The sequence below is a fragment of the Kitasatospora sp. NPDC001132 genome, from assembly GCF_053598415.1.
This window is the reverse complement of record NZ_JBSFKF010000005.1, coordinates 192298-211192: the sequence shown is the minus strand read 5'-3', so window position 1 is coordinate 211192 and position 18895 is coordinate 192298. Positions and strand designations below refer to the sequence as shown.

Below are 18895 nucleotides of genomic sequence, written 5' to 3'. Positions count from 1 at the left end.
CCCCCAACGCACAACACCGCTGCCCGGGACTCCTTCGGAAGTCCCGGGCAGCAGCGTTTCCGCGCCTCACCATCTGCCCCCGCCCGCTTCGCCCGCCGCCGGGTGACACCCGCGCATCATCTGCTCCGTTGAGCAAGTTCACCGCCGTTCCCCACCATCCACCCCCCCACCCGCCTGCCGGCGGGCGCCCGCCCCCGCCCTCGTTTCGGGTCCCCGAGCGCGCGGCGCGATCCGGTGTTACAGAGACGCGAGTTCGGCAGCTCGCTGAGCGAGTTCGGGGGCGCCGGGGATTCCGCGCCTGCTGTAGACGGCCATCGTTGAACGCACCGTTTTCAGCTCCTTCTGGTTTCGGTCGGATGCCACGCCGTCCATGAGGTCCAGGCACTGGTTCCAGAGGATCACGGCTTCCTCGTGGCGGTGTTGGGCGGCGACAGACTTGGCGAGGTTCGCGATGGTCAGGCCGCGAACCCGCTGGTAGGTCCCCGGGACGCGGTCTTCCAGCGCCGCACGGTAGTGCCGTTCGGCTGCTCGGTGGTCCTTCATCTCGGTCAGGGTCTTGCCGGTGTGCGATGCCACGGTGGCCGCGACCGGGCCGGAGGCTGCGGCGTAGGAGGGGACGCCGTCATCGCCGGTGAGCATGGCGCCCTCGGCGGCCAGGAGCGCTCCGGCGGCTTCCTTGGTCTGGCCGCTCGCTCCGTACGCCCGGGCGGCGGTCACCAGCAGGAGCGCCTCCGTCTTGCGATCGACCTTCCCCTGGGCCCGTGACAGCGCGGCCTCGGCCAGTTCGACGCAGTGTGTGGTCTGGTTCAGGTCGAGGGACTGGTGGGTGAGGGCTCGCATCATCCAGGCCCCGTGGCCTGCGGGGTCGGACTCGCAGGCGAGCTGGTAGGCGAGGAGGTAGAACCGCTGGGCGGCGCCCTCGCGGCCGAGGTCGTGGCACTTCCATCCGACCAGGGTCGCCAGCTCGGAAGCCGCCCCGTACGCACTCCGCCGGACCTCCTCCGACGGGAACGTGGCCTGGAGCATCGGCACGACGGCATCCACCAGGTAGGACGACACGGTGGACAGCCCGTAGCCGCCGCCCAGCTTCTCGTCGGCGGTCCTGAACATCTCGGTGAGCTGTCGGACGGTGGAAACCTCTTCGGCTCCGGCCCTACGCCCACCCTTCGCGGTGCGCAGGGTGGCGGCGACGGCCTGGTGGTCGTAGGTGATCGCGAGCCCGACGGTGGCGGTGGAGAAGGCGAGGGCGAGGAGGTCGCGGCGGTGGAACATGACAAGTCTCCCGAGGTCGGCAGCGGTTGCCAGAGGGTCAGGAGGCATGGCCTCCCCGATGGCCGGGCAGCCTAGACCGATCTCGGCGGTCGTCACCTGGCGCTTCGCCACTCTGGCCAGGGCCTCGGCGAGGTAGGTCGAGGTTCTGCCGGTCGGGATACCGCCCCGGACCCAGGAAAGCACGGCCGACCGCGAGGTGTGCAGGGTCTCGCCGGCCTCCGCCGCAACGCCGCGGACCGCCTTGGCCAAGGCTTCGTACGTACACCCGGCTTCCGAGATGACGGCCGCCAGTTGTTGATTCGGCTGCTTACGTCCAGTCAATTCACACCCCCACGGCTGATCTTGAACAGATTGAACAGGCCGACCAGGCCATCACCGTACCGCCCGATCGTGTCCGGCTGTTCACTGACTGTACAAACCCGCACCTCAGAGAAGGTTGATGCCTCATGGCCGACGTGTATCGCGACCCGCGCCTTCGCGAACTGATGGGGGCCAGCGTGCTGGTCACCGGAGGCGGTGGCCTGGTCGGCAGCCGCATCGTCGCCCAGCTCGCCGCCTGCGGAGCCACGCCGATCGTCCTGGACCGGTTCGACGCCTACCCGCACCCGGTGCGGGACCTGTTCCAGGTGGACCAGCACGGCGCCCAGGTCGTCCTCGGCGACGTGCGCGAGCGGGCCACCGTGAAGTGGCTCACCGGCCGCGCGGACTACGTGATCCACGCCGCCGCGTACGCCGATGTCGCCGCCTGCACCCGCCGGCCCGACACCGCGTTCGCCGCCAACGTACACGGCACCCAGACCGTCCTGGACGCGGTGGCGGCCTCGCCGGTGAAGCGGCTGGTGTTCGTCTCCTCCGCCTCCGTCTACGGCGACGGCACCCCCACCGAGGACGGCGCGGTGCGGTTCAGCGAGGACCAGCCGCTGACCCCGATCTCGGTGTACGCCAACACCAAGGTGTGGGGTGAGCACCAGGTGCGGCTGATGCTCGGCGGCAGCGGCAGCGAGTACTCGATCGTCCGGTACTTCTCGGTCTACGGCGGCCCGCAGGTCCCCAAGCCCGGCTCGCACTCCTGGATGGTGCCCTGGCTGACCCTGTCCGCCCACACCGGCCGGCCGATGCGGCTCAACGGCGGCGGCCACCAGGTCCGCGACATGGTCCACGTCGAGGACGTCGCGCACGCCACCATCCTCGCCCTCGTCACCGACCAGGCCGCCGGAGCGACCATCAACATCGGCACCGGCATCCCCACCTCGGTGCGGCGGATCGCCGAGCTGATCGCCGCCTACTACCCCGACGCCGCGTTCGTCGAGACACCGATGCCCGAGGGCGACCCGCGCGGAGGCTACGCCGATACCCGCCGGTCCACCGGCCTGCTCGGCTGGCGTCCCCTTATCACCCTCACCGAGGGCGTCGACCGCTACGTGCGCTGGCTCAACACCACGCCGGGCGCCGTCCCGGACTGGTTCACCGCCCCGACCGCCGCCGCCTCGGCCGCCTGAACGAAGGGAACCATCCCATGCGCGTCGTGCTGCTCGGCGGAGCCGGATACATTGGCTCCGCCGCCTCCCACCACCTCGTCTCGCTCGGCCACCACGTCACCGTCGTGGACGGCCTGATCTACAACCGCAGGGACGACCCCGGTCGGCTCCTGCCCGGCGCCGCCACGTTCGTCAACGGGGACCTGCGTGACACCGACCTGCTGGCTGGGGTCTGCGACGGCGCGGACGCCGTCGTGCACCTCGGCGGCATCGTGGGTGAGCCGGCCTGCCGGCTGGACGAGGAGCTGGCCGTCGAGCTGAACTTCGCCGCCCCGATGATCGCCGCCGAGGCCGCCGCCGGTGCGGGCGCCAGCCAGTACGTGTTCTTCTCCTCGTGCAGCGTCTACGGCCGGCACGAGGGCACGGTGGACGAGGACACCGAGCCGAACCCGCTGGGCATCTACGCCCGGACCAAGGTCCTCGCCGAACGGCGCCTGCCCGACGTGCTCGCGGGCATCACCGCCTTGACGAGCCTGCGGCTGGCGACCGTCCACGGCTCCTCGCCCCGCCAGCGTCTGGACTCCGTGGTCAACTCCATGGCCTCGCGCGCTGTCGCCACCGGGCGCATCCCGCTCAACGGCGGCGCCCAGCGCCGCCCGCTCGTCCACGTCGGCGACGTCGCCCAGGTGCTCGCCGCCGTCCTGAACGACAACCTGACCGGGGCGTGGAACGTCGGCAGCGATCAGGAGAATCACACCATCGCCGACATCGCCGAGACCGTGGCCGCCATCGTGCCCGGCTCGAAGATCCAGCGCGGGCCGGAGCGCGACGAAGCCGACGCCCGCGACTACCGGGTGAGCTTCGCCCACCTCCAGCGCCGCATCCCCGGGGCATGCTCGACCACCCTCAAGGAGGGTGTGCAGGAGATAGCCGATCTCCTCGCGACCCGCCAGGTCACCGACCCAGGCGAGCCGCAGTACGACAACCACCGGGGCCTGGTGGACGCCTTCACCACCGGCAAGGTGCGGGTTCTGCGCACCCCTGCGTGCCAGCGCTACCTGGCCGAGTACACCACCGTATGGAGGCAGCCGTGACCACCGTCACCCCGTTCCTGCCGTGGAATCGGCCCTTGCTCGGACAGGAGGAAGAAGCCGAGGTTATGCACACCCTGCGCTCGGGTTGGCTCACCCACGGCCCGAAAGCCAGCCGGTTCGAGGAAGCGGTGAAGTCCGAGCTCGGCGTCGAGGACGCGTTCGCGGTCTCCTCGTGCACCGCCGCGCTGCACCTGGCCCTGCTGACGGCCGGGATTAAGCCGGGCGACGAGGTGATCACCCCGAGCCTGACCTTCTGCGCGGCCCCGAACGCCATCGTCCAGTGCGGCGGCACCCCGGTGTTCGCCGAGGTCGATCCGGTGACCTTCACCATCGATCCCGAGGCGGCCGAGCAGGCGATCACCTCCAGGACGAAGGCCGTCGTGGTCATGCACTACGGCGGCCAGCCCTGCGACCTGGCGGCCTTCCGCAAGCTGGCCGATGACCACGGCCTGGTCCTGATCGAGGATGCCGCCCACGCCCTGCACGCCTGGCGCGACGGTCTGCGGGCGGGCAGCGTCGGCGACCTGGCGGTCTTCTCCTTCTACGCCAACAAGGTCATCACCTGCGGCGAAGGCGGGATGATCGTCGGCCGCGCCGACCTCGTCCAGGCCGCCCGTCTGCTTGGCCGGCACGGGATCGACTCCTCCGTGTGGCAGCGGCACGGCGAGCGCCGCACTGCCGACTACGAGGTCACTGTTGCGGGGCTGAAGTACACGATGCCGGACATCACGGCCGCGGTCGGACTCCAACAGTTCCACAAGCTGCCCGACTTCACCGCGCGCCGGGCCCAGATCGCCGCCTCCTACGACCGGTCCCTGACCGGTCTTCCGGGGCTGCGGCTGCCGACCGTCCTGGACGGGGTCCGGCACGGCTGGTTCCTCTACCCCGTGCTGATCGACCCGGTTGGCGGCCGGACCCGGGACACGGTGGCCGGCATGCTCCTGGACGGCTACGGGGTGGGCACCAGCGTGCACTTCAAGCCGGTGCACCGCCTCGCCGCGTACCGCTACCTGGACTGCCACCTGCCCGTCACCGAGCAGATCACCACCCGACAGCTCTCCCTGCCCTGCTACCCGGCCATGACCAGCACGGACGTGCAGCGCGTCATCGACGCCCTCCATGCCATCTGGGCCTGATCAGGCGTGCTGGGCCGACCGTTCAGAACACCGGCGGCCGGCCCAGCTTCGCCATCCGCCACACCGTGCTCCACCGCATCGGCCGACGCGGCGGGCACGACACCCGAACGCCCTCGAAGAAACCGGACCACCACGCCTTGAGACCGGCCAGCGGCGGCCGGCGAACCACTGTGTAGGCCGCCCAGGAGGTGAGGTAGATCGGCACCAGGACGGCGGGCAGGTGGCGCTTGGCCAGCCACACCCGGTTGCGGGCCGTCATCCGGTAATAGGTTGCGTGACGGGCCGGATCGGTGCGGGGGTGCTGGAGCACCAGGTCGGCGCGGTAGTCGATGCGCCAGCCCGCGTCCAGCGCGCGCCAGGCGAAGTCGGTCTCCTCGTGCGCGTAGAAGAACGGAGCGGGGAAGTCGCCGACCTGGTCGATCACGCTCATGCGGATGGCGTGGCCGCCGCCGAGGAAGGTGGTGACCTTCCCGGACAGCATCGGGTCGGATGCGCCGAGGCGGGGGACGTGCCGGCGCTGGGTGAACCCGGTCTCATCCGCGATCCGGAAGCCGGCAATGCCCAGCTTCGGGTCCTGCTCGAAGGCCTCCCGGATCAGCCGGAACGTGTCGGTGCGGGGCAGCAGCCCGTCGTCGTCCAGGACGACCAGCACGTCCGTGCCGCCCAGCTCGCGCAGCCGCTCGACACCCGCGTTGCGGCCACCGGGGATGCCGAGGTTCTCCGGCAGCTCCACCGCGTCCACCCACTGCGGCAGCTCGGGCAGCTTCACGCCCTGCCCGAGCACGACGGTCCGAACGCCGCTGTCGCCGCCGTCCTGGGCCCGTACCGACTCCAGCAGCGCCGTCAGCTCCGCAGGCCGGTTTCCCATCGTCAGCACCACCACGCCCAGTGTGACGCCCATCGCACCCGACCCCAACTCAGAGGAACTCTTCATGATCTCGCTGACACCCCGGCCAGGCGGCGAACCGTCGCTGCGCGAGCTGGCCGGCTCCGGCAGACGGCCGGACCACCAGGCGATGGACCGGCCGACATTGGACTGGATCGCCCGCCACCGGCCCGCTGGCGCGGGTGTCCGAGTCACCATGCCACACCGGCCGCTGCTGCTGGTACCGAACGCCTCCTGGTTCGCCCGCAGGGAGACGGCCGCCTCGATCCACGGCGTCCGCCACGGTGCCCGGGTCGCCGTGCTCGTGCAGCTGCTCGCCGCCGACCACGGCCTCCCGTCGGACCGGGGGCTGGCGCTCGCAGCTGCGGCGGCCTGCCACGACTGCCGGAGGCTCAACGACCGCGACGATCCCGGCCACGGTCAGCGCGCCGCCGACTGGCTCACCGAGTACATCGCCGACGTGGAGGCGGTATTCGGGACGGCGGCCACAACGGAGGCGATCACCGCGGTCGCCCTCCACGACGTCCCGCACCACACCTTCACCGGCAACCAGGCACGCGGCTACCGGCAGCACCAGGTGGCGGTGGACCTCCTCAAGGCAGCTGACGCGCTCGACCGCTACCGGCTTCCGCTGGCCCGCTGGTGGCCCGACCTCAACCGCCTACGCCTGCAGGTTCCCGCCGGGGCCCCGGTCCTCGCCCACGGCCTGGTCGTGGGCAGCGAGCAGGCCCACCTCGACGGCGCGACCGACACCCAGGCCCTGGAGTGCGCCCTCCAGGCCGTGATGCCCGAGTAGGAGAAGCCCCGTGCACACCGAGTGGGACCTCGCGCACACCGACTACAGCACACCTCCCGACCGACCACTGCCAGCCGGACTCGCCGACTCCGAGTCCGACTGGCACCAGCGCCTCGAACAGTCGCCCAACGGGCACCTGCTGCGCGAGGACGCCAATGCCATGCTCGCCTCGCTCACCGCCGGCGGCCCGGTCTACCTACTGCACCTGACCCGTTCCCTGGACGCCATCCGCTCCAGCGGCCACCTGCTCGCCTCCACCGGCTGCCTGATCGGGGCCGTCTACGGCTCGCCCCTCACCCCGCTGCCCGGCGGCGCGCTGCGGCCCCACAACCTCGGCTCCTACCTACTGGACACCCGCCACGGCCTGGCCAGCCGCCGCGACAGCACACCCCTGGTCATCCAAGTCACCCCCGGTTGCCCGGCACCGGCCAAGGGCCTGAACTACCTGCGGCTCGGCGGCATCCATCTGCGGACCTACCAGGCGGGCCGGCATGTCCTCACCGCAGCCGAGGACGACCAGGTGCTGCGGTCCGTCGTGGACCGGGTGTGCGTCGCAGCCCCGTTCCTCGACAAGCTCCTGCACAACGCCAGTGGTGGCACGACGCCGGAAGAGTCGTTCATCGACGCCCTCGCCGCCACGGTCCCCGTCTTCCCCTATCTCGGGTACCTCTACTTCGAGACCGTCGCCGAATACCTGATGCTCCACTCCACCAGCCGGGCCACCCGGGAGTACGCGGACCGCGGGGAGATGAACAACCGGCTCTACAAGGAACTCGCCTTCTCCGCCGTGGACAGCATGGGCACTCTCTTCGACCTCGGGCGGTTCTACCCGGACCACGCCCGGCTCCTCGATCTCGTCGGAGGCATCGAGCCCAACCTGGCGACGTCGGCCGCCGACTACGTCCGCCGGCGCATGTCCCATCTGTTCGCCACCACGTCCCTGACACCCCGCCAGGACATCCGGGACTTCACGTTCCACGCGGCGGACCTGGGCGCGATGGCCGAGACGGCACCACACCTCCTCGGCCAGCTGATCTTCCGGGAGATCCGGCTCCTCGACCGCTACCCGCAGCTCTACCACTGCTTCGAGCAGGCCAAGGCCATGCAGGCGTGGGCCTACTGGAACAGGGAGGGCATCTCGACGCCGTTCAACGGCGTCAGCCCCAAGGGAGAGATCGGCATCAACCCGGCCTACCCCAACGCCCGGTTCACCGTCTGGACAGCGGAGTCATGCAAGCAGGCGCTTCTCCGACCGGTTGAGCAGATCGCCGCTGTTCCAGCCCCGCGGCTCGTGCCGTGGCTGGTTGCTCCCTTTCGGGACCGGACGGAGGAGGAACGGTGGTCGAAGCGCCGCGTGGCCCCGACGTGATCGGACGGCACCAGTTGATCGTGCTTCGCGGCAACTCCTACGCGGTCAAGTGACGCCACCCGAGCCCGCACCAGCCGGTGCGGGCCCGACCCCTACCCTGCCACCCGCGCCGACCAACTCGCCGACCCCGACGCCGTCCACCTCGGTCAAGCCACGAGCTCGACCAAGGCCTACACCGCCCTCGGGCTGCCCCTGTGTCCTCCGGCTGCGGCTCGACCCCCGCGAGGGCTACATCGCCCCCACCGAACTGCTGCCCCGCGACGGCTCCACCGAGGACCAGCCCCAACCGTCCACCGTCGTGTTCTGGCTCGGCCACTGGCCACGCGGCGTCCTGGCTTCGCTGATCTGGCACCGGCCCGAGCAAGCTGTTCCGCTGCCCGTGATGGTGGCAGCGCCGAGTCCGATCCCATTCATGTAGGAGAACTTCCATGGCTGCTGCGCCGCTGCGTAGCCCCCGTCCGGTCACGCCTCGACTGCCTGACGGCCCGACCTTCGACCAGGAGCTGTGCGGGCTCGTGCTCGACACCGCACCCCGTCTGTTCGCCGTTGTCCAGGTGTGTGGCAAGGGACTGCCGGACGCCGACGGGTGGGTCGTCGCCTGGGGGTTCGCCGACCACAGCGGACGAGCGCACGTCATCAGCATCGACGAGCAGGCGCGAATGACCCTCGCATCTCCGCAGAGGGCCCTGCGCCACTTCGCAGGGCGACCGGGGACCATTGCACGGCTGGTCTGGCTCGCACAGCCAAGCGCAGCCGCCATGGACCAAGCCGAAGCCACCTGACCTTGCGTCCAACGCTGGGGCCGCCCCGAGGACATCGCCTTCCTGGCCGACCCCAGCGCATCCGCACGGAATGCCATAAACGTCTCACATAGCGTCAATTGCCGTGGTACGTTTCGTAGTCCAACCGAAAACAGGTGACCCCGGCAGCGCGCCAACGCTCCGGGGTCCGGCAACAGGAGCCAGAACTCCCGATGCGTGTCCATCGTAGCGCCCACGTGCGCAACTTCACCGTGCTGCCCAACGCCCTACTCCAGTACCGGCGGTTGAGCTACACCGCCCGAGGCCTGCTCGCGGATCTGCTCTCCCGACCCGACGGCTGGCGTGAGGACGGTCGGCACATGGCCGACAGCAGCCCCCAGGGGCGCGGAGCCATCCGCAAAGCTCTGAAGGAGCTGACCGAGGCGGGCTACTACCGGGTCGAGACGATCCGTCTGCCCGACGGCACGATCATCACCGAGAACCACGTCTACGACACTCCGCAGCTCGCACCACCGGGTACCACCCGTCCGGCGCCCGGTGAAGCGGCAACCGGTCGTGCTGACAGCTCTGTTGTAAAGAACGGGCGCCAAGAACCCTCCCTCCCCGCGAGCCCGGCCGACGAAGGCGACCGGGAAGAAGGGGAGGTGCCGCCCGACAGCGAACCGTTCCGCGAAGCGGTGGCCACCCTGTTCCGCGTACTCCGCCCCGAACCCCGGCTACGCCTGGGCGAGGCCGAAGCCCGGGAGCTGGCGCCCTTGGTGGCGCAGTGGCTGGCGCGCGGCTGCACCGTAGCCGAACTGACTCAAGCCCTGCTGCCGGGCCTGCCCGTCCCGATGCACTCAGCAGCCGCCCTGCTCCGCTACCGGCTGGAACACAAGCTGCCACCGCCCCACCCCCGGGAACACCCCCCGGCCGCCCGCTACTCCGAGTGCGCCAAGTGCCACGACCCCGTGCCACGACCGGGCATCTGCCGCCCGTGCGCCGGCCTGACAATCCGAACACTCGCGGTCGGCCAGGGGGCGGACGTGGCAGCCAAAGGTGCCGCCCGAGTCCGAACCGCTCTACGCTCCTCGATGGCCGGCAGTCGACCCGCACACATCGCCGCCTGAGACAGGCTGCCTGCCCCACCGGTCCGAAGGGGCCCCGACAGGTACGTCCCCCTGCTCCATGAGCACCGCGCGCCGCCTGGCCGGGCGGCGCGCGGCGAGGGCGGGGGCGGGCACCCGCCGACAGGCGGGTGGGGGGTGGATGGTGGGGAACGGCGGTGAACGTGCTCAACGAAGCAGACGGCGCCCGGGTGTTCACCCAGCGAAAGCGCCGCTGCCCGGGACTTACGAAGAAGTCCCGGGCAGCGGCGAAGGCGAAAAGCAGCGATCAGACGTTGAAGCCGAGCGCGCGGAGCTGCTCGCGGCCGTCGTCGGTGATCTTGTCGGGGCCCCACGGCGGCATCCAGACCCAGTTGATGCGCAGGTCCTGCACCAGCCCGTCGGTGGCGGTCTTGGCCTGGTCCTCGATGACGTCGGTCAGCGGGCAGGCCGCCGAGGTGAGCGTCATGTCGATGGTGGCCACGTCGGACTCGTCGATGTGGATGCCGTAGATCAGGCCCAGGTTGACGACGTCGATGCCCAGTTCGGGGTCGACGACGTCCATCAGGGCCTCGGTCAGGTCCTCGACCGAGACCGTGCCGGCGGTGGTGCCGACGATGACGCCGGGCTGCTGCTCCTCCGCAGCGGAGGCCTCGGTGCCGGCGGTGGTGGTGCTCTCGTCACTCATGGTCTTGTCCTCCTCTGCGGGTTCAGTCGTTCACGGCGGGGTTCTGGGCGAGCGCCTGGGCGGTGGCGTCCTTCCAGGCCATCCAGCTGAGCAGGGCGCACTTGACCCGGGCCGGGTACTTGGAGACGCCGGCGAACGCGACCGCGTCCTCCAGCACCTCCTCGTCTCCCTCGCCCTGCCCCTTGCTCTGCATCAGCTCCAGGAAGGCCTCCTGGACCGCCTGCGCCTCGCCCACGGTCTTGCCGACCACCAGGTCGTTGAGCACCGAGGCGCTCGCCTGGCTGATCGAACAGCCCTGCGACTCGTACGAGACGTCGGCCACGGTGGCGCCGTCGAGCTTCACCCGCAGGGTGATCTCGTCGCCGCACGTCGGGTTGACGTGGTGCACCTCGGCGTCACCGTCCCGCAGCCCCTTGCCGTGCGGGTTGCGGTAGTGGTCCAGGATGATCTCCTGGTACATCGAGTCGAGCTTCATGGTCGTCCTGCCCCGTCCCGTCAGCCGAAGAAGTTCCGGACGTGGTGCAGGCCGTCGATCAGCGCGTCGACCTCGCCCGGCGTCGAGTACAGATAGAACGACGCCCGCGTGGTCGCCGGAATTCCGTACCGCAGGCAGACCGGCCGCGCGCAGTGGTGGCCGACGCGCACGGCGATGCCCTGCTCGTCCAGCACCTGGCCCACGTCGTGCGGGTGGATGTCGCCGAGGGTGAAGGAGATCGCCGCGCCGCGGTCCACGGCCGTGCGCGGGCCGATGATCCGCAGCTCCGGGACCTCCAGCAGCCGCTCGACGGCGTACTCGGTGATCGCGTGCTCGTGCGCCGCGATCTTCTCCATGCCGATGTCCTGGAGGTAGTCGATGGCCGCGCCGAGTCCGACCGCCTGGGCGATCGGCGGGGTGCCGGCCTCGAACTTGTGGGGCGCCGGGGCGTAGGTGGACGAGCCCATGGTGACGGTCTCGATCATCTCGCCGCCGCCGAGGAACGGCGGGAGGTCCTCCAGCAGCTCGTGCCGGCCCCAGAGCACGCCGATGCCGGTCGGGGCCAGCATCTTGTGGCCGGTGAAGGCGACGAAGTCGGCCTCCAGCGCCTGGACGTCCAGCACCATGTGCGGCGCGGCCTGCGAGGCGTCGATGACGACCAGCGCGCCGACCGACTGGGCCTTGCGGACGATCGTCTCGACCGGGTTGACCGTGCCCAGCAGGTTGGAGACCAGGGTGAAGGAGACCACCTTGGTCTTCTCGGTGATCAGCTCGTCGATGTTGGACAGGTCGAGCCGGCCCTCGTCGGTCAGCCCGAACCACTTGAGCTTCGCACCGGTGCGCTGCGACAGCAGCTGCCACGGGACGATGTTGGAGTGGTGCTCCATCTCCGTGATGACGATCTCGGAGTCGGCGTCCACCCGGTAGGGCTCGTCGGCCCAGCCGAGCATGTTGGCGACGAGGTTGAGCGACTCCGAGGCGTTCTTGGTGAAGATCACCTCGTTGCGGCTCGGCGCGTTGACGAACGCCGCGACCTTGTCCCGGGCGCCCTCGTACAGCGCCGTGGCCTCCTCGGCGAGCACGTGCACGCCGCGGTGGACGTTGGCGTTGTGCCGCTCGTAGTAGGCGGTCAGGGCTTCCAGTACCTGGCGTGGCTTCTGCGAGGTGGCCGCGTTGTCCAGGTAGACCAGCGGCTTGTCGTCGTGCAGCAACCGCTGGAGGACCGGGAAGTCCTTGCGGATCGCGTCGGTGTCGAGCAGTCCCGTGAACGGATGCGTCACTCGGACGCGCCCCCCTTCACATACGCCTCGTAGCCCTCTTCCTCCAGCTTGTCGGCCAGCTCGGCGCCGCCGGACTCGACGATGCGGCCGCCCGCGAAGACGTGGACGTAATCGGGCTTGATGTACCGCAGGATGCGGGTGTAGTGGGTCACCAGCAGGGTGCCGACCTCGCCGGTCGAGCGGACCCGGTTGATGCCCTCGGAGACGATCCGCAGCGCGTCGACGTCCAGGCCGGAGTCGGTCTCGTCGAGGATCGCGATCTTCGGCTTGAGGAGCTCCAGCTGGAGGATCTCGTGGCGCTTCTTCTCACCGCCGGAGAAGCCCTCGTTGACGTTGCGCTCGGCGAAGGCCGGGTCCATCTGGAGGGCGGCCATCGCCTCCTTGACCTCCTTCACCCACAGCCGCAGCTTGGGGGCCTCGCCGCGGACGGCGGTGGCGGCGGTGCGCAGGAAGTTGCTGACCGAGACGCCCGGGACCTCGACCGGGTACTGCATGGCCAGGAAGACGCCGGCCTTGGCGCGCTCGTCGACGGACATCTCCAGGACGTCCTCGCCGTCCAGCAGCACCGAGCCGCCGGTGACGGTGTACTTGGGGTGGCCGGCCAGCGAGTAGGCCAGGGTGGACTTGCCGGAGCCGTTCGGGCCCATGATGGCGTGGGTCTCGCCCTGCTTCACGGTCAGGTCCACGCCCTTCAGGATCTCGCGCGGGCCGTTCTCGGCGTCCACGGAGACGTGCAGGTCGCGGATTTCAAGGGTTGCCATGTGTACTCAGGACTCCTGGTTGACGGAGACGAGCACATCGTCCCCTTCGATCTTTACGGGGTAGACAGCGACCGGCTTGGTGGCGGGCAGGCCGGAGGGCTTGCCGGTGCGCAGGTCGAAGCTGGAGCCGTGCAGCCAGCACTCGATCATGCAGTCCTCGACCTCGCCCTCGGAGAGCGAGACGTTCGCGTGCGAGCAGGTGTCGTTGATCGCGAACACCCCCTCGTCGGTGCGGACGACGGAGACCGGCACGCCGTTGAGGTCAACGCGCTTGGGAACGTCCTCCTGGAGGTCGCTCAGCGCGCAGGCACGGAGGAAGGTCATCGTGCTCAGACCGCCGATTCCAGCTCGGCGTCGATCTTCTCCATGAGCTGCTCCTGGACCTCGGCCACGCCGATCTGCTGAAGCAGCTCGGCGAAGAAGCCGCGGACCACCAGGCGGCGGGCCTCGTCGGCCGGGATGCCGCGGGCCTGCAGGTAGAACAGCTGCTCGTCGTCGAAGCGGCCGGTCGCCGAGGCGTGGCCGGCGCCGACGATCTCGCCGGTCTCGATCTCCAGGTTCGGGATCGAGTCGACCCGGGCGCCGTCGGTGAGCACCAGGTTCCGGTTGAGCTCGTAGGTGTCGGTGCCGAGCGCGGCGGCGCGGATCAGCACGTCGCCGACCCAGACCGCGTGGGCGTCCTGGCCCTGGAGCGCGCCCTTGTACGCCACGTTCGACCGGCAGTGCGGCGTGTCGTGGTCGATGACCAGGCGGTGCTCCAGGTGCTGGCCGGCGTCGGCGAAGTAGAGGCCGAACAGTTCGGCCTCGCCGCCGGGGCCGGCGTAGTTGACCCGCGGGTGCAGGCGGACCAGGTCGCCGCCGAAGGTGACGACCACGGACTTGAAGGAGGCGTCCCGGCCGACCAGCGCGTTGTGCTGGGCGACGTGGACGGCGTCGCGCTCCCAGTCCTGCACGGAGACGAAGGTGAGCTTGGCGCCCTCGCCGACGAGCAGCTCGACGTTGGCGGCCCGGGTGCCGGTGCCCGCGTGGTTGAGCACCACGACGGCCTCGGCGAACGGCTTGACGTCGATCACCACGTGGGCGAAGCGGACCCCGCCCTCGCCGCGCACGTCGATCTTGACCGGCTCGGTCAGCACCGCCTCCTTGGGGACGGTGACCACCAGGGCCTGCTCGAAGGCGCTGAACGCCTGAGCGGCGACCCGGTCGACCGGCGTGCCGGCCTTGCCCAGGCGGGCGTCGTCCCGGCCGACGGTCTCGGCGGTGACGCCGTCCGGCAGCGTGAACTCGACCTTGTCCTCGCCCTTCTCCGCGGCGGCGGCGGTGCCGTCGTGCAGCCCGCCGAGGCGGTGCAGCGGCGTGAACCGCCAGTCCTCCTCGCGGCCGGTGGGCACCGGGAAGTCGTTCACGTCGAAGGACGGCTTGACCGCGACGCGCGCGTCGATCGGCTGCTGGACCGCGGTGCGGCCGGTGCCGGGGCCGGCGAGCTGCGCGCCCGCGCCGGCGGTGCCGACCTCGATCGAACCGGCGGTGGTGGAGCCGGTGGGGGTGTTGACGTCAGCCATGGCTGTCGTAGTGCTCTCTTCCTCGAAAAGTCGGTGGGCGGTGGGCGGCCGGAACGTCAGCCGACCGCGCCCTCCATCTGCAGCTCGATCAGCCGGTTGAGCTCCAGCGCGTACTCCATCGGCAATTCGCGCGCGATCGGCTCGACGAAGCCGCGGACGATCATCGCCATCGCCTCGGTCTCGGTCAGGCCGCGGCTCATCAGGTAGAACAGCTGGTCCTCGCTGACCTTGGAGACGGTCGCCTCGTGGCCCATGGACACGTCGTCCTCGCGGACGTCCACGTACGGGTAGGTGTCCGAGCGGGAGATGGTGTCGACCAGCAGCGCGTCGCACAGCACGTTGGACTTGGCGCCGTGCGAGCCCTCGCCGATCTCGATCAGGCCGCGGTAGGAGGTCCGGCCGCCGCCGCGCGCCACCGACTTGGAGACGATGTGCGAGGAGGTGTTCGGCGCCATGTGCACCATCTTGGCGCCGGCGTCCTGGTGCTGGCCCTCGCCCGCGAAGGCGATCGACAGGGTCTCGCCCTTGGCGTGCTCGCCCATCAGGTAGACGGCCGGGTACTTCATGGTGACCTTGGAGCCGATGTTGCCGTCGATCCACTCCATGGTCGCGCCCTCGTACGCCACGGCGCGCTTGGTGACCAGGTTGTAGACGTTGTTCGACCAGTTCTGGATGGTCGTGTAGCGGCAGCGGCCGCCCTTCTTGACGATGATCTCCACGACCGCCGAGTGCAGCGAGTCGGAGGAGTAGATCGGGGCGGTGCAGCCCTCGACGTAGTGGACGTAGGCGTCCTCGTCGACGATGATCAGCGTCCGCTCGAACTGGCCCATGTTCTCGGTGTTGATCCGGAAGTAGGCCTGCAGCGGGATGTCCACGTGCACGCCCTTCGGCACGTAGATGAACGAGCCGCCGGACCACACCGCGGTGTTCAGCGCGGCGAACTTGTTGTCGCCGGCCGGGATCACGGTGCCGAAGTACTCCTTGAACAGCTCCGGGTGCTCGCGCAGCGCGGTGTCGGTGTCCAGGAAGATGACGCCCTGCTCCTCCAGGTCCTCGCGGATCTGGTGGTAGACGACCTCGGACTCGTACTGGGCGGCGACGCCGGCGACCAGGCGCTGCTTCTCCGCCTCCGGGATGCCGAGCTTGTCGTAGGTGGCCTTGATGTCCGCCGGCAGGTCCTCCCAGGACTCGGCCTGCTTCTCGGTGGAGCGGACGAAGTACTTGATGTTGTCGAAGTCGATGCCGGTGAGGTCCGAGCCCCAGGTCGGCATGGGCTTCTTGCCGAACAGCTTCAGGCCCTTGAGACGCAGGTTGAGCATCCACTCGGACTCGTTCTTCTTCGCGGAGATGTCGCGGACGACCTCCTCGCTGAGCCCGCGCTTGGCCGCGGCACCGGCGGTGTCCGGGTCGGCCCAGCCGTACTCGTAATTGCCCAGGCCGTCGAGCTCCGGGTGCGAAACGGTGTCAGTCATGCGAGCTTCCTAACGCGCGGACGCAGAATCTTCGGTGGACGTACCGGCAGTCGGCGCTGCATCGGAGCCGCGGCCCGAAGGCACCCGGGCGGACGACGATGCGGCACCGGATGCCGGCACATAGGTGGTGCAGACCCCGTCGCCGTGGGCGATCGTGGCCAGCCGTTGCACATGGGTGCCCAGGAGCCGGGAGAAGACCTCGGTCTCCGCCTCGCAGAGCTGCGGGAACTGCTCGGCGATGTGCGCGACCGGGCAGTGGTGCTGGCAGAGCTGGGCGCCCGCCGGGGCCTGGGCCGCGGCCGACGGGACACGCCGCACCGTGGCAGCGTACCCGTCCGCGCTCAGCGCCTGGGCCAGCGCCTCGGTGCGCTCCCCGGCGGCGGCCAGGCGCAGGGCCTCCAGGTACTTCTCGGCCTGCTTGCCGAAGCGGGCGCGGGCGAAGGCGGCGACCGCCTCCTCGCCCGCCTTGCCGCCGCCCACCGAGTCCGCGATCCAGCGCAGCGCGTCGGCGGCGAGCTGGTCGTACGCCTGGTAGAAGGCGTCCCGGCCGGCGTCGGTGAGGGCGAAGACCTTGGCCGGGCGGCCCCGGCCGCGGCTTCCGTAGACCCGCTGTTCACGGGACTCGACCAGGCCGGTGGCGGCCAGCCCGTCGAGGTGGCGGCGGACGGCGGCGGCGGTGAGGCCGAGCCGGTTCGCCAGGTCGGCGGCGGAGGAGGGGCCGTGGTCCAGGATCGACCGCGCGACCCGGTCCCGGGTGGCCCGGTGGCCCTCCAGCAGCACCTCGGCCGCCGTCACGGGCACGTCACAGGAGGAGGCCGACTCGGCCTCCTGCTGCTGGGCGTGCTCGCGCATGTTTTTCACAACACCAGTGTTGCGTAATTCCTTCCGTCGGGACAAGCCGTGATCCATGCCTCACCGGTGTCATCGATCACGCAGGCAAGCCTTACCTGGCCTGGGAAAACGATCACCGAGCCGCCGGCCGGCCCGCGCGTCAGGCCCTCTTACACTCGCCGGTATGCACTCCGAACCCGCGGTCCAGATCGCCGGGCTGGTCAAACGCTACGACGACAAGCTCGCGGTGGACGGCCTCGACCTCACCATCCCGGCCGGCGCGATCACCGCCGTCCTCGGCCCCAACGGCGCCGGCAAGACCACCACCATCGAGACCTGCGAGGGCTACCGCCGCCCCGACGCCGGCACCGTCCGCGTCCTCGGCCTCGACCCGGTCACCCAGAACGCCGCGCTGCGGCCCCGGATCGGCGTCATGCTGCAGTCCGGCGGCGTGTACGCGGGCGCGCGCGCCGTCGAGATGCTGCGGCACACCGCCAAGCTGCACGCCCACCCACTGGACGTGGACGCCCTGGTCGAGCGCCTCGGCCTCGGCTCCTGCGGCCGCACCACCTACCGGCGGCTGTCCGGCGGCCAGCAACAGCGGCTCGCCCTGGCGATGGCCGTGGTCGGCCGCCCCGAGCTGGTCTTCCTGGACGAGCCCACCGCCGGCCTGGACCCGCAGGCCCGCCGGGCCACCTGGGACCTGGTGCGCGACCTGCGCCGGGACGGCGTCACCGTGGTCGTCACCACGCACCACATGGACGAGGCCGAGCAGCTCGCCGACCGGGTCGCCGTCGTCGACCGCGGCAGGGTCATCGCCGACGGCACCACCGAGGAGCTGTGCCGCGGCGGCGCCGAGAACGCGCTGCGCTTCGACGGCCCGCCCGGCCTCGACCTCGGCCCGCTGCTCAAGGAGCTGCCCGAGGGCGCCACCGCCGCCGAGACCGCCCCCGGCAGCTACCGGATCGAGGCGCCCGTCGACCCCCGGCTGGTGGCCACCGTCACCGGCTGGTGCGCGGCCTCCGGCATCCTGCCCGAACGGCTGTCCGTCCAGCGCCGCAGCCTGGAGGACGTCTTCCTCGACCTGACCGGACGGGAGCTGCGCTCGTGAGCGAACGAAGCGAGGGAACCATGGGCGCCGTCACGACGGACTACTCCCCCCAGCCGGGCCCCGCGCCCGTCGGCCGGATGCTGCTCGCCCAGACGGCGTTCGAGACCAGGATGCTGCTGCGCAACGGTGAGCAGCTGCTGCTCACCGTGGTCATCCCGACCGTGCTGCTGGTGCTGTTCTCCGCCGTGGACATCGTCGCGGTCGAGGGTCCCGGCAAGCGGGTCGACTTCCTGGCCCCCGGCCTGCTCGCACTGGCCGTGATGTCCACCGCCTTCACCGGCCAGGCCATCGCCACCGGCTTCGAGCGCCGCTACGGCGTGCTGAAGCGGCTCGGCGCGAGCCCGCTGCCGCGCTGGGCGCTGCTGACCGCCAAGACCGGCTGCGTCCTGGTGACGGAGGCGCTGCAGGTGGCGCTGCTGTCGGTGATCGCGCTGGCCCTCGGCTGGTCCCCGCACGGCGATCCGCTGACGGTCGCCGCGCTGCTGGTGCTCGGCACCGCCGCCTTCTCCGGCCTCGGCCTGCTGATGGCCGGCACCCTGAAGGCCGAGGCCACCCTGGCCGGCGCCAACCTGGTGTTCATCCTGCTGCTGCTCGCCGGCGGGGTGATCGTGCCGTTGAGCAGGTTCCCCGATGCCGTGCGGTCGGTGCTGGAGCTGCTGCCGATCTCGGCGCTCTCGGACGGCCTGCGGTCGGTGCTCCAGGACGGCGCCGGGGTGCCCTGGTCGGACCTCGGCATCCTGGCCGGCTGGTCGGTGCTCGGCCTGGCCGCCGCCGCCCGCTTCTTCCGCTGGGAGTGAGCCGGCGCCCGACCGACGCGCGACGCCCCCGGCCTCACCAG

General features: G+C 70.6%; 19 protein-coding genes. 9 read left to right on the top strand and 10 right to left on the bottom strand.

The annotated features are described in order from the left end of the window. Nucleotides 1-237: 237 nt before the first annotated feature. Nucleotides 238-1593, bottom strand: coding sequence for a tetratricopeptide repeat protein (locus ACWDBE_RS09470; RefSeq protein WP_449789359.1), 1356 nt, complete (start codon nt 1591-1593; stop codon nt 238-240). A gap of 125 nt (nt 1594-1718) precedes the next feature. Here ACWDBE_RS09470 and ACWDBE_RS09465 point away from each other — a divergent pair, with 125 nt between their 5' ends. The 3 genes from ACWDBE_RS09465 to ACWDBE_RS09455 are packed head-to-tail and all read left to right on the top strand — an operon-like array spanning nt 1719 to nt 4980. Further along, nucleotides 1719-2771 (top strand): NAD-dependent epimerase/dehydratase family protein, encoded by a 1053-nt coding sequence (locus ACWDBE_RS09465; RefSeq protein WP_449789358.1) that lies wholly within the window; start codon nt 1719-1721, stop codon nt 2769-2771. Between the two features lie 17 nt (nt 2772-2788). After that, nucleotides 2789-3844, top strand: coding sequence for an NAD-dependent epimerase/dehydratase family protein (locus tag ACWDBE_RS09460; protein WP_449789357.1), 1056 nt, complete (start codon nt 2789-2791; stop codon nt 3842-3844). Further along, nucleotides 3841-4980: a DegT/DnrJ/EryC1/StrS family aminotransferase gene (locus tag ACWDBE_RS09455; RefSeq protein WP_449789356.1), complete on the top strand. Its 1140-nt coding sequence runs from the start codon at nt 3841-3843 to the stop codon at nt 4978-4980. Before ACWDBE_RS09460 ends, ACWDBE_RS09455 begins: the two co-directional genes overlap by 4 nt. A 22-nt stretch (nt 4981-5002) precedes the next feature. Here ACWDBE_RS09455 and ACWDBE_RS09450 read toward each other — a convergent pair whose 3' ends face one another. Next, nucleotides 5003-5914: a glycosyltransferase family 2 protein gene (locus ACWDBE_RS09450; protein WP_449789355.1), complete on the bottom strand. Its 912-nt coding sequence runs from the start codon at nt 5912-5914 to the stop codon at nt 5003-5005. Between ACWDBE_RS09450 and ACWDBE_RS09445 the strand changes: the two genes are divergently transcribed. The 4 genes from ACWDBE_RS09445 to ACWDBE_RS09430 all read left to right on the top strand — a co-directional run bounded on the left by ACWDBE_RS09445 (nt 5913) and on the right by ACWDBE_RS09430 (nt 9901). Continuing rightward, a complete protein-coding gene (locus ACWDBE_RS09445; RefSeq protein WP_449807628.1) occupies nt 5913-6662 on the top strand; it encodes a hypothetical protein in 750 nt (249 codons plus the stop codon). The two genes, ACWDBE_RS09450 and ACWDBE_RS09445, sit on opposite strands and share 2 nt — an antisense overlap. A 10-nt stretch (nt 6663-6672) precedes the next feature. Continuing rightward, complete coding sequence (locus ACWDBE_RS09440; protein WP_449789353.1) at nt 6673-8031, top strand: hypothetical protein; 1359 nt, start codon at nt 6673-6675, stop codon at nt 8029-8031. A 428-nt stretch (nt 8032-8459) separates the two neighbouring features. Then, nucleotides 8460-8813 (top strand): hypothetical protein, encoded by a 354-nt coding sequence (locus ACWDBE_RS09435; RefSeq protein WP_449789352.1) that lies wholly within the window; start codon nt 8460-8462, stop codon nt 8811-8813. A gap of 215 nt (nt 8814-9028) precedes the next feature. Then, nucleotides 9029-9901, top strand: a complete 873-nt coding sequence (locus ACWDBE_RS09430) for a hypothetical protein (RefSeq protein WP_449789351.1) — start codon at nt 9029-9031, stop codon at nt 9899-9901. 265 nt (nt 9902-10166) lie between these two features. On the opposite strand, the gene ACWDBE_RS09425 is transcribed toward ACWDBE_RS09430, so the two are convergent. From ACWDBE_RS09425 to ACWDBE_RS09390, 8 genes are read right to left on the bottom strand one after another with little or no spacing between them, the layout of a single operon-like run. Next, nucleotides 10167-10565 carry a metal-sulfur cluster assembly factor gene (locus ACWDBE_RS09425; RefSeq protein ID WP_392878480.1) on the bottom strand — a complete coding sequence of 133 codons (399 nt, stop codon included), beginning with the start codon at nt 10563-10565 and terminating at the stop codon, nt 10167-10169. A 22-nt stretch (nt 10566-10587) separates the two neighbouring features. Continuing rightward, nucleotides 10588-11040 carry a Fe-S cluster assembly sulfur transfer protein SufU gene (gene sufU, locus ACWDBE_RS09420; protein WP_449789349.1) on the bottom strand — a complete coding sequence of 151 codons (453 nt, stop codon included), beginning with the start codon at nt 11038-11040 and terminating at the stop codon, nt 10588-10590. 20 nt (nt 11041-11060) lie between these two features. Further along, nucleotides 11061-12320 carry a cysteine desulfurase gene (locus tag ACWDBE_RS09415; protein ID WP_449789348.1) on the bottom strand — a complete coding sequence of 420 codons (1260 nt, stop codon included), beginning with the start codon at nt 12318-12320 and terminating at the stop codon, nt 11061-11063. Next, entirely contained in the window at nt 12317-13081 is a 765-nt protein-coding gene (gene sufC / locus ACWDBE_RS09410) for a Fe-S cluster assembly ATPase SufC (RefSeq protein ID WP_449789347.1), read from the bottom strand. Before sufC ends, ACWDBE_RS09415 begins: the two co-directional genes overlap by 4 nt. A 6-nt stretch (nt 13082-13087) precedes the next feature. Then, complete coding sequence (locus ACWDBE_RS09405; RefSeq protein WP_063349526.1) at nt 13088-13405, bottom strand: bifunctional 3-phenylpropionate/cinnamic acid dioxygenase ferredoxin subunit; 318 nt, start codon at nt 13403-13405, stop codon at nt 13088-13090. A 5-nt stretch (nt 13406-13410) separates the two neighbouring features. Then, entirely contained in the window at nt 13411-14643 is a 1233-nt protein-coding gene (gene sufD / locus ACWDBE_RS09400) for a Fe-S cluster assembly protein SufD (protein WP_449789346.1), read from the bottom strand. 56 nt (nt 14644-14699) lie between these two features. Beyond that, nucleotides 14700-16115 (bottom strand): Fe-S cluster assembly protein SufB, encoded by a 1416-nt coding sequence (gene sufB, locus ACWDBE_RS09395; protein WP_449789345.1) that lies wholly within the window; start codon nt 16113-16115, stop codon nt 14700-14702. 9 nt (nt 16116-16124) lie between these two features. Continuing rightward, on the bottom strand, nt 16125-16967 hold the full coding sequence (locus tag ACWDBE_RS09390; protein ID WP_449789344.1) for a helix-turn-helix transcriptional regulator: 843 nt from the start codon (nt 16965-16967) through the stop codon (nt 16125-16127). A gap of 163 nt (nt 16968-17130) precedes the next feature. Here ACWDBE_RS09390 and ACWDBE_RS09385 point away from each other — a divergent pair, with 163 nt between their 5' ends. Together ACWDBE_RS09385 and ACWDBE_RS09380 are read left to right on the top strand one after the other, a co-directional pair. After that, nucleotides 17131-18057, top strand: coding sequence for an ABC transporter ATP-binding protein (locus ACWDBE_RS09385; RefSeq protein ID WP_449807627.1), 927 nt, complete (start codon nt 17131-17133; stop codon nt 18055-18057). A gap of 20 nt (nt 18058-18077) precedes the next feature. Continuing rightward, nucleotides 18078-18854, top strand: coding sequence for an ABC transporter permease (locus tag ACWDBE_RS09380; RefSeq protein WP_392878851.1), 777 nt, complete (start codon nt 18078-18080; stop codon nt 18852-18854). Nucleotides 18855-18895: the final 41 nt, after the last annotated feature.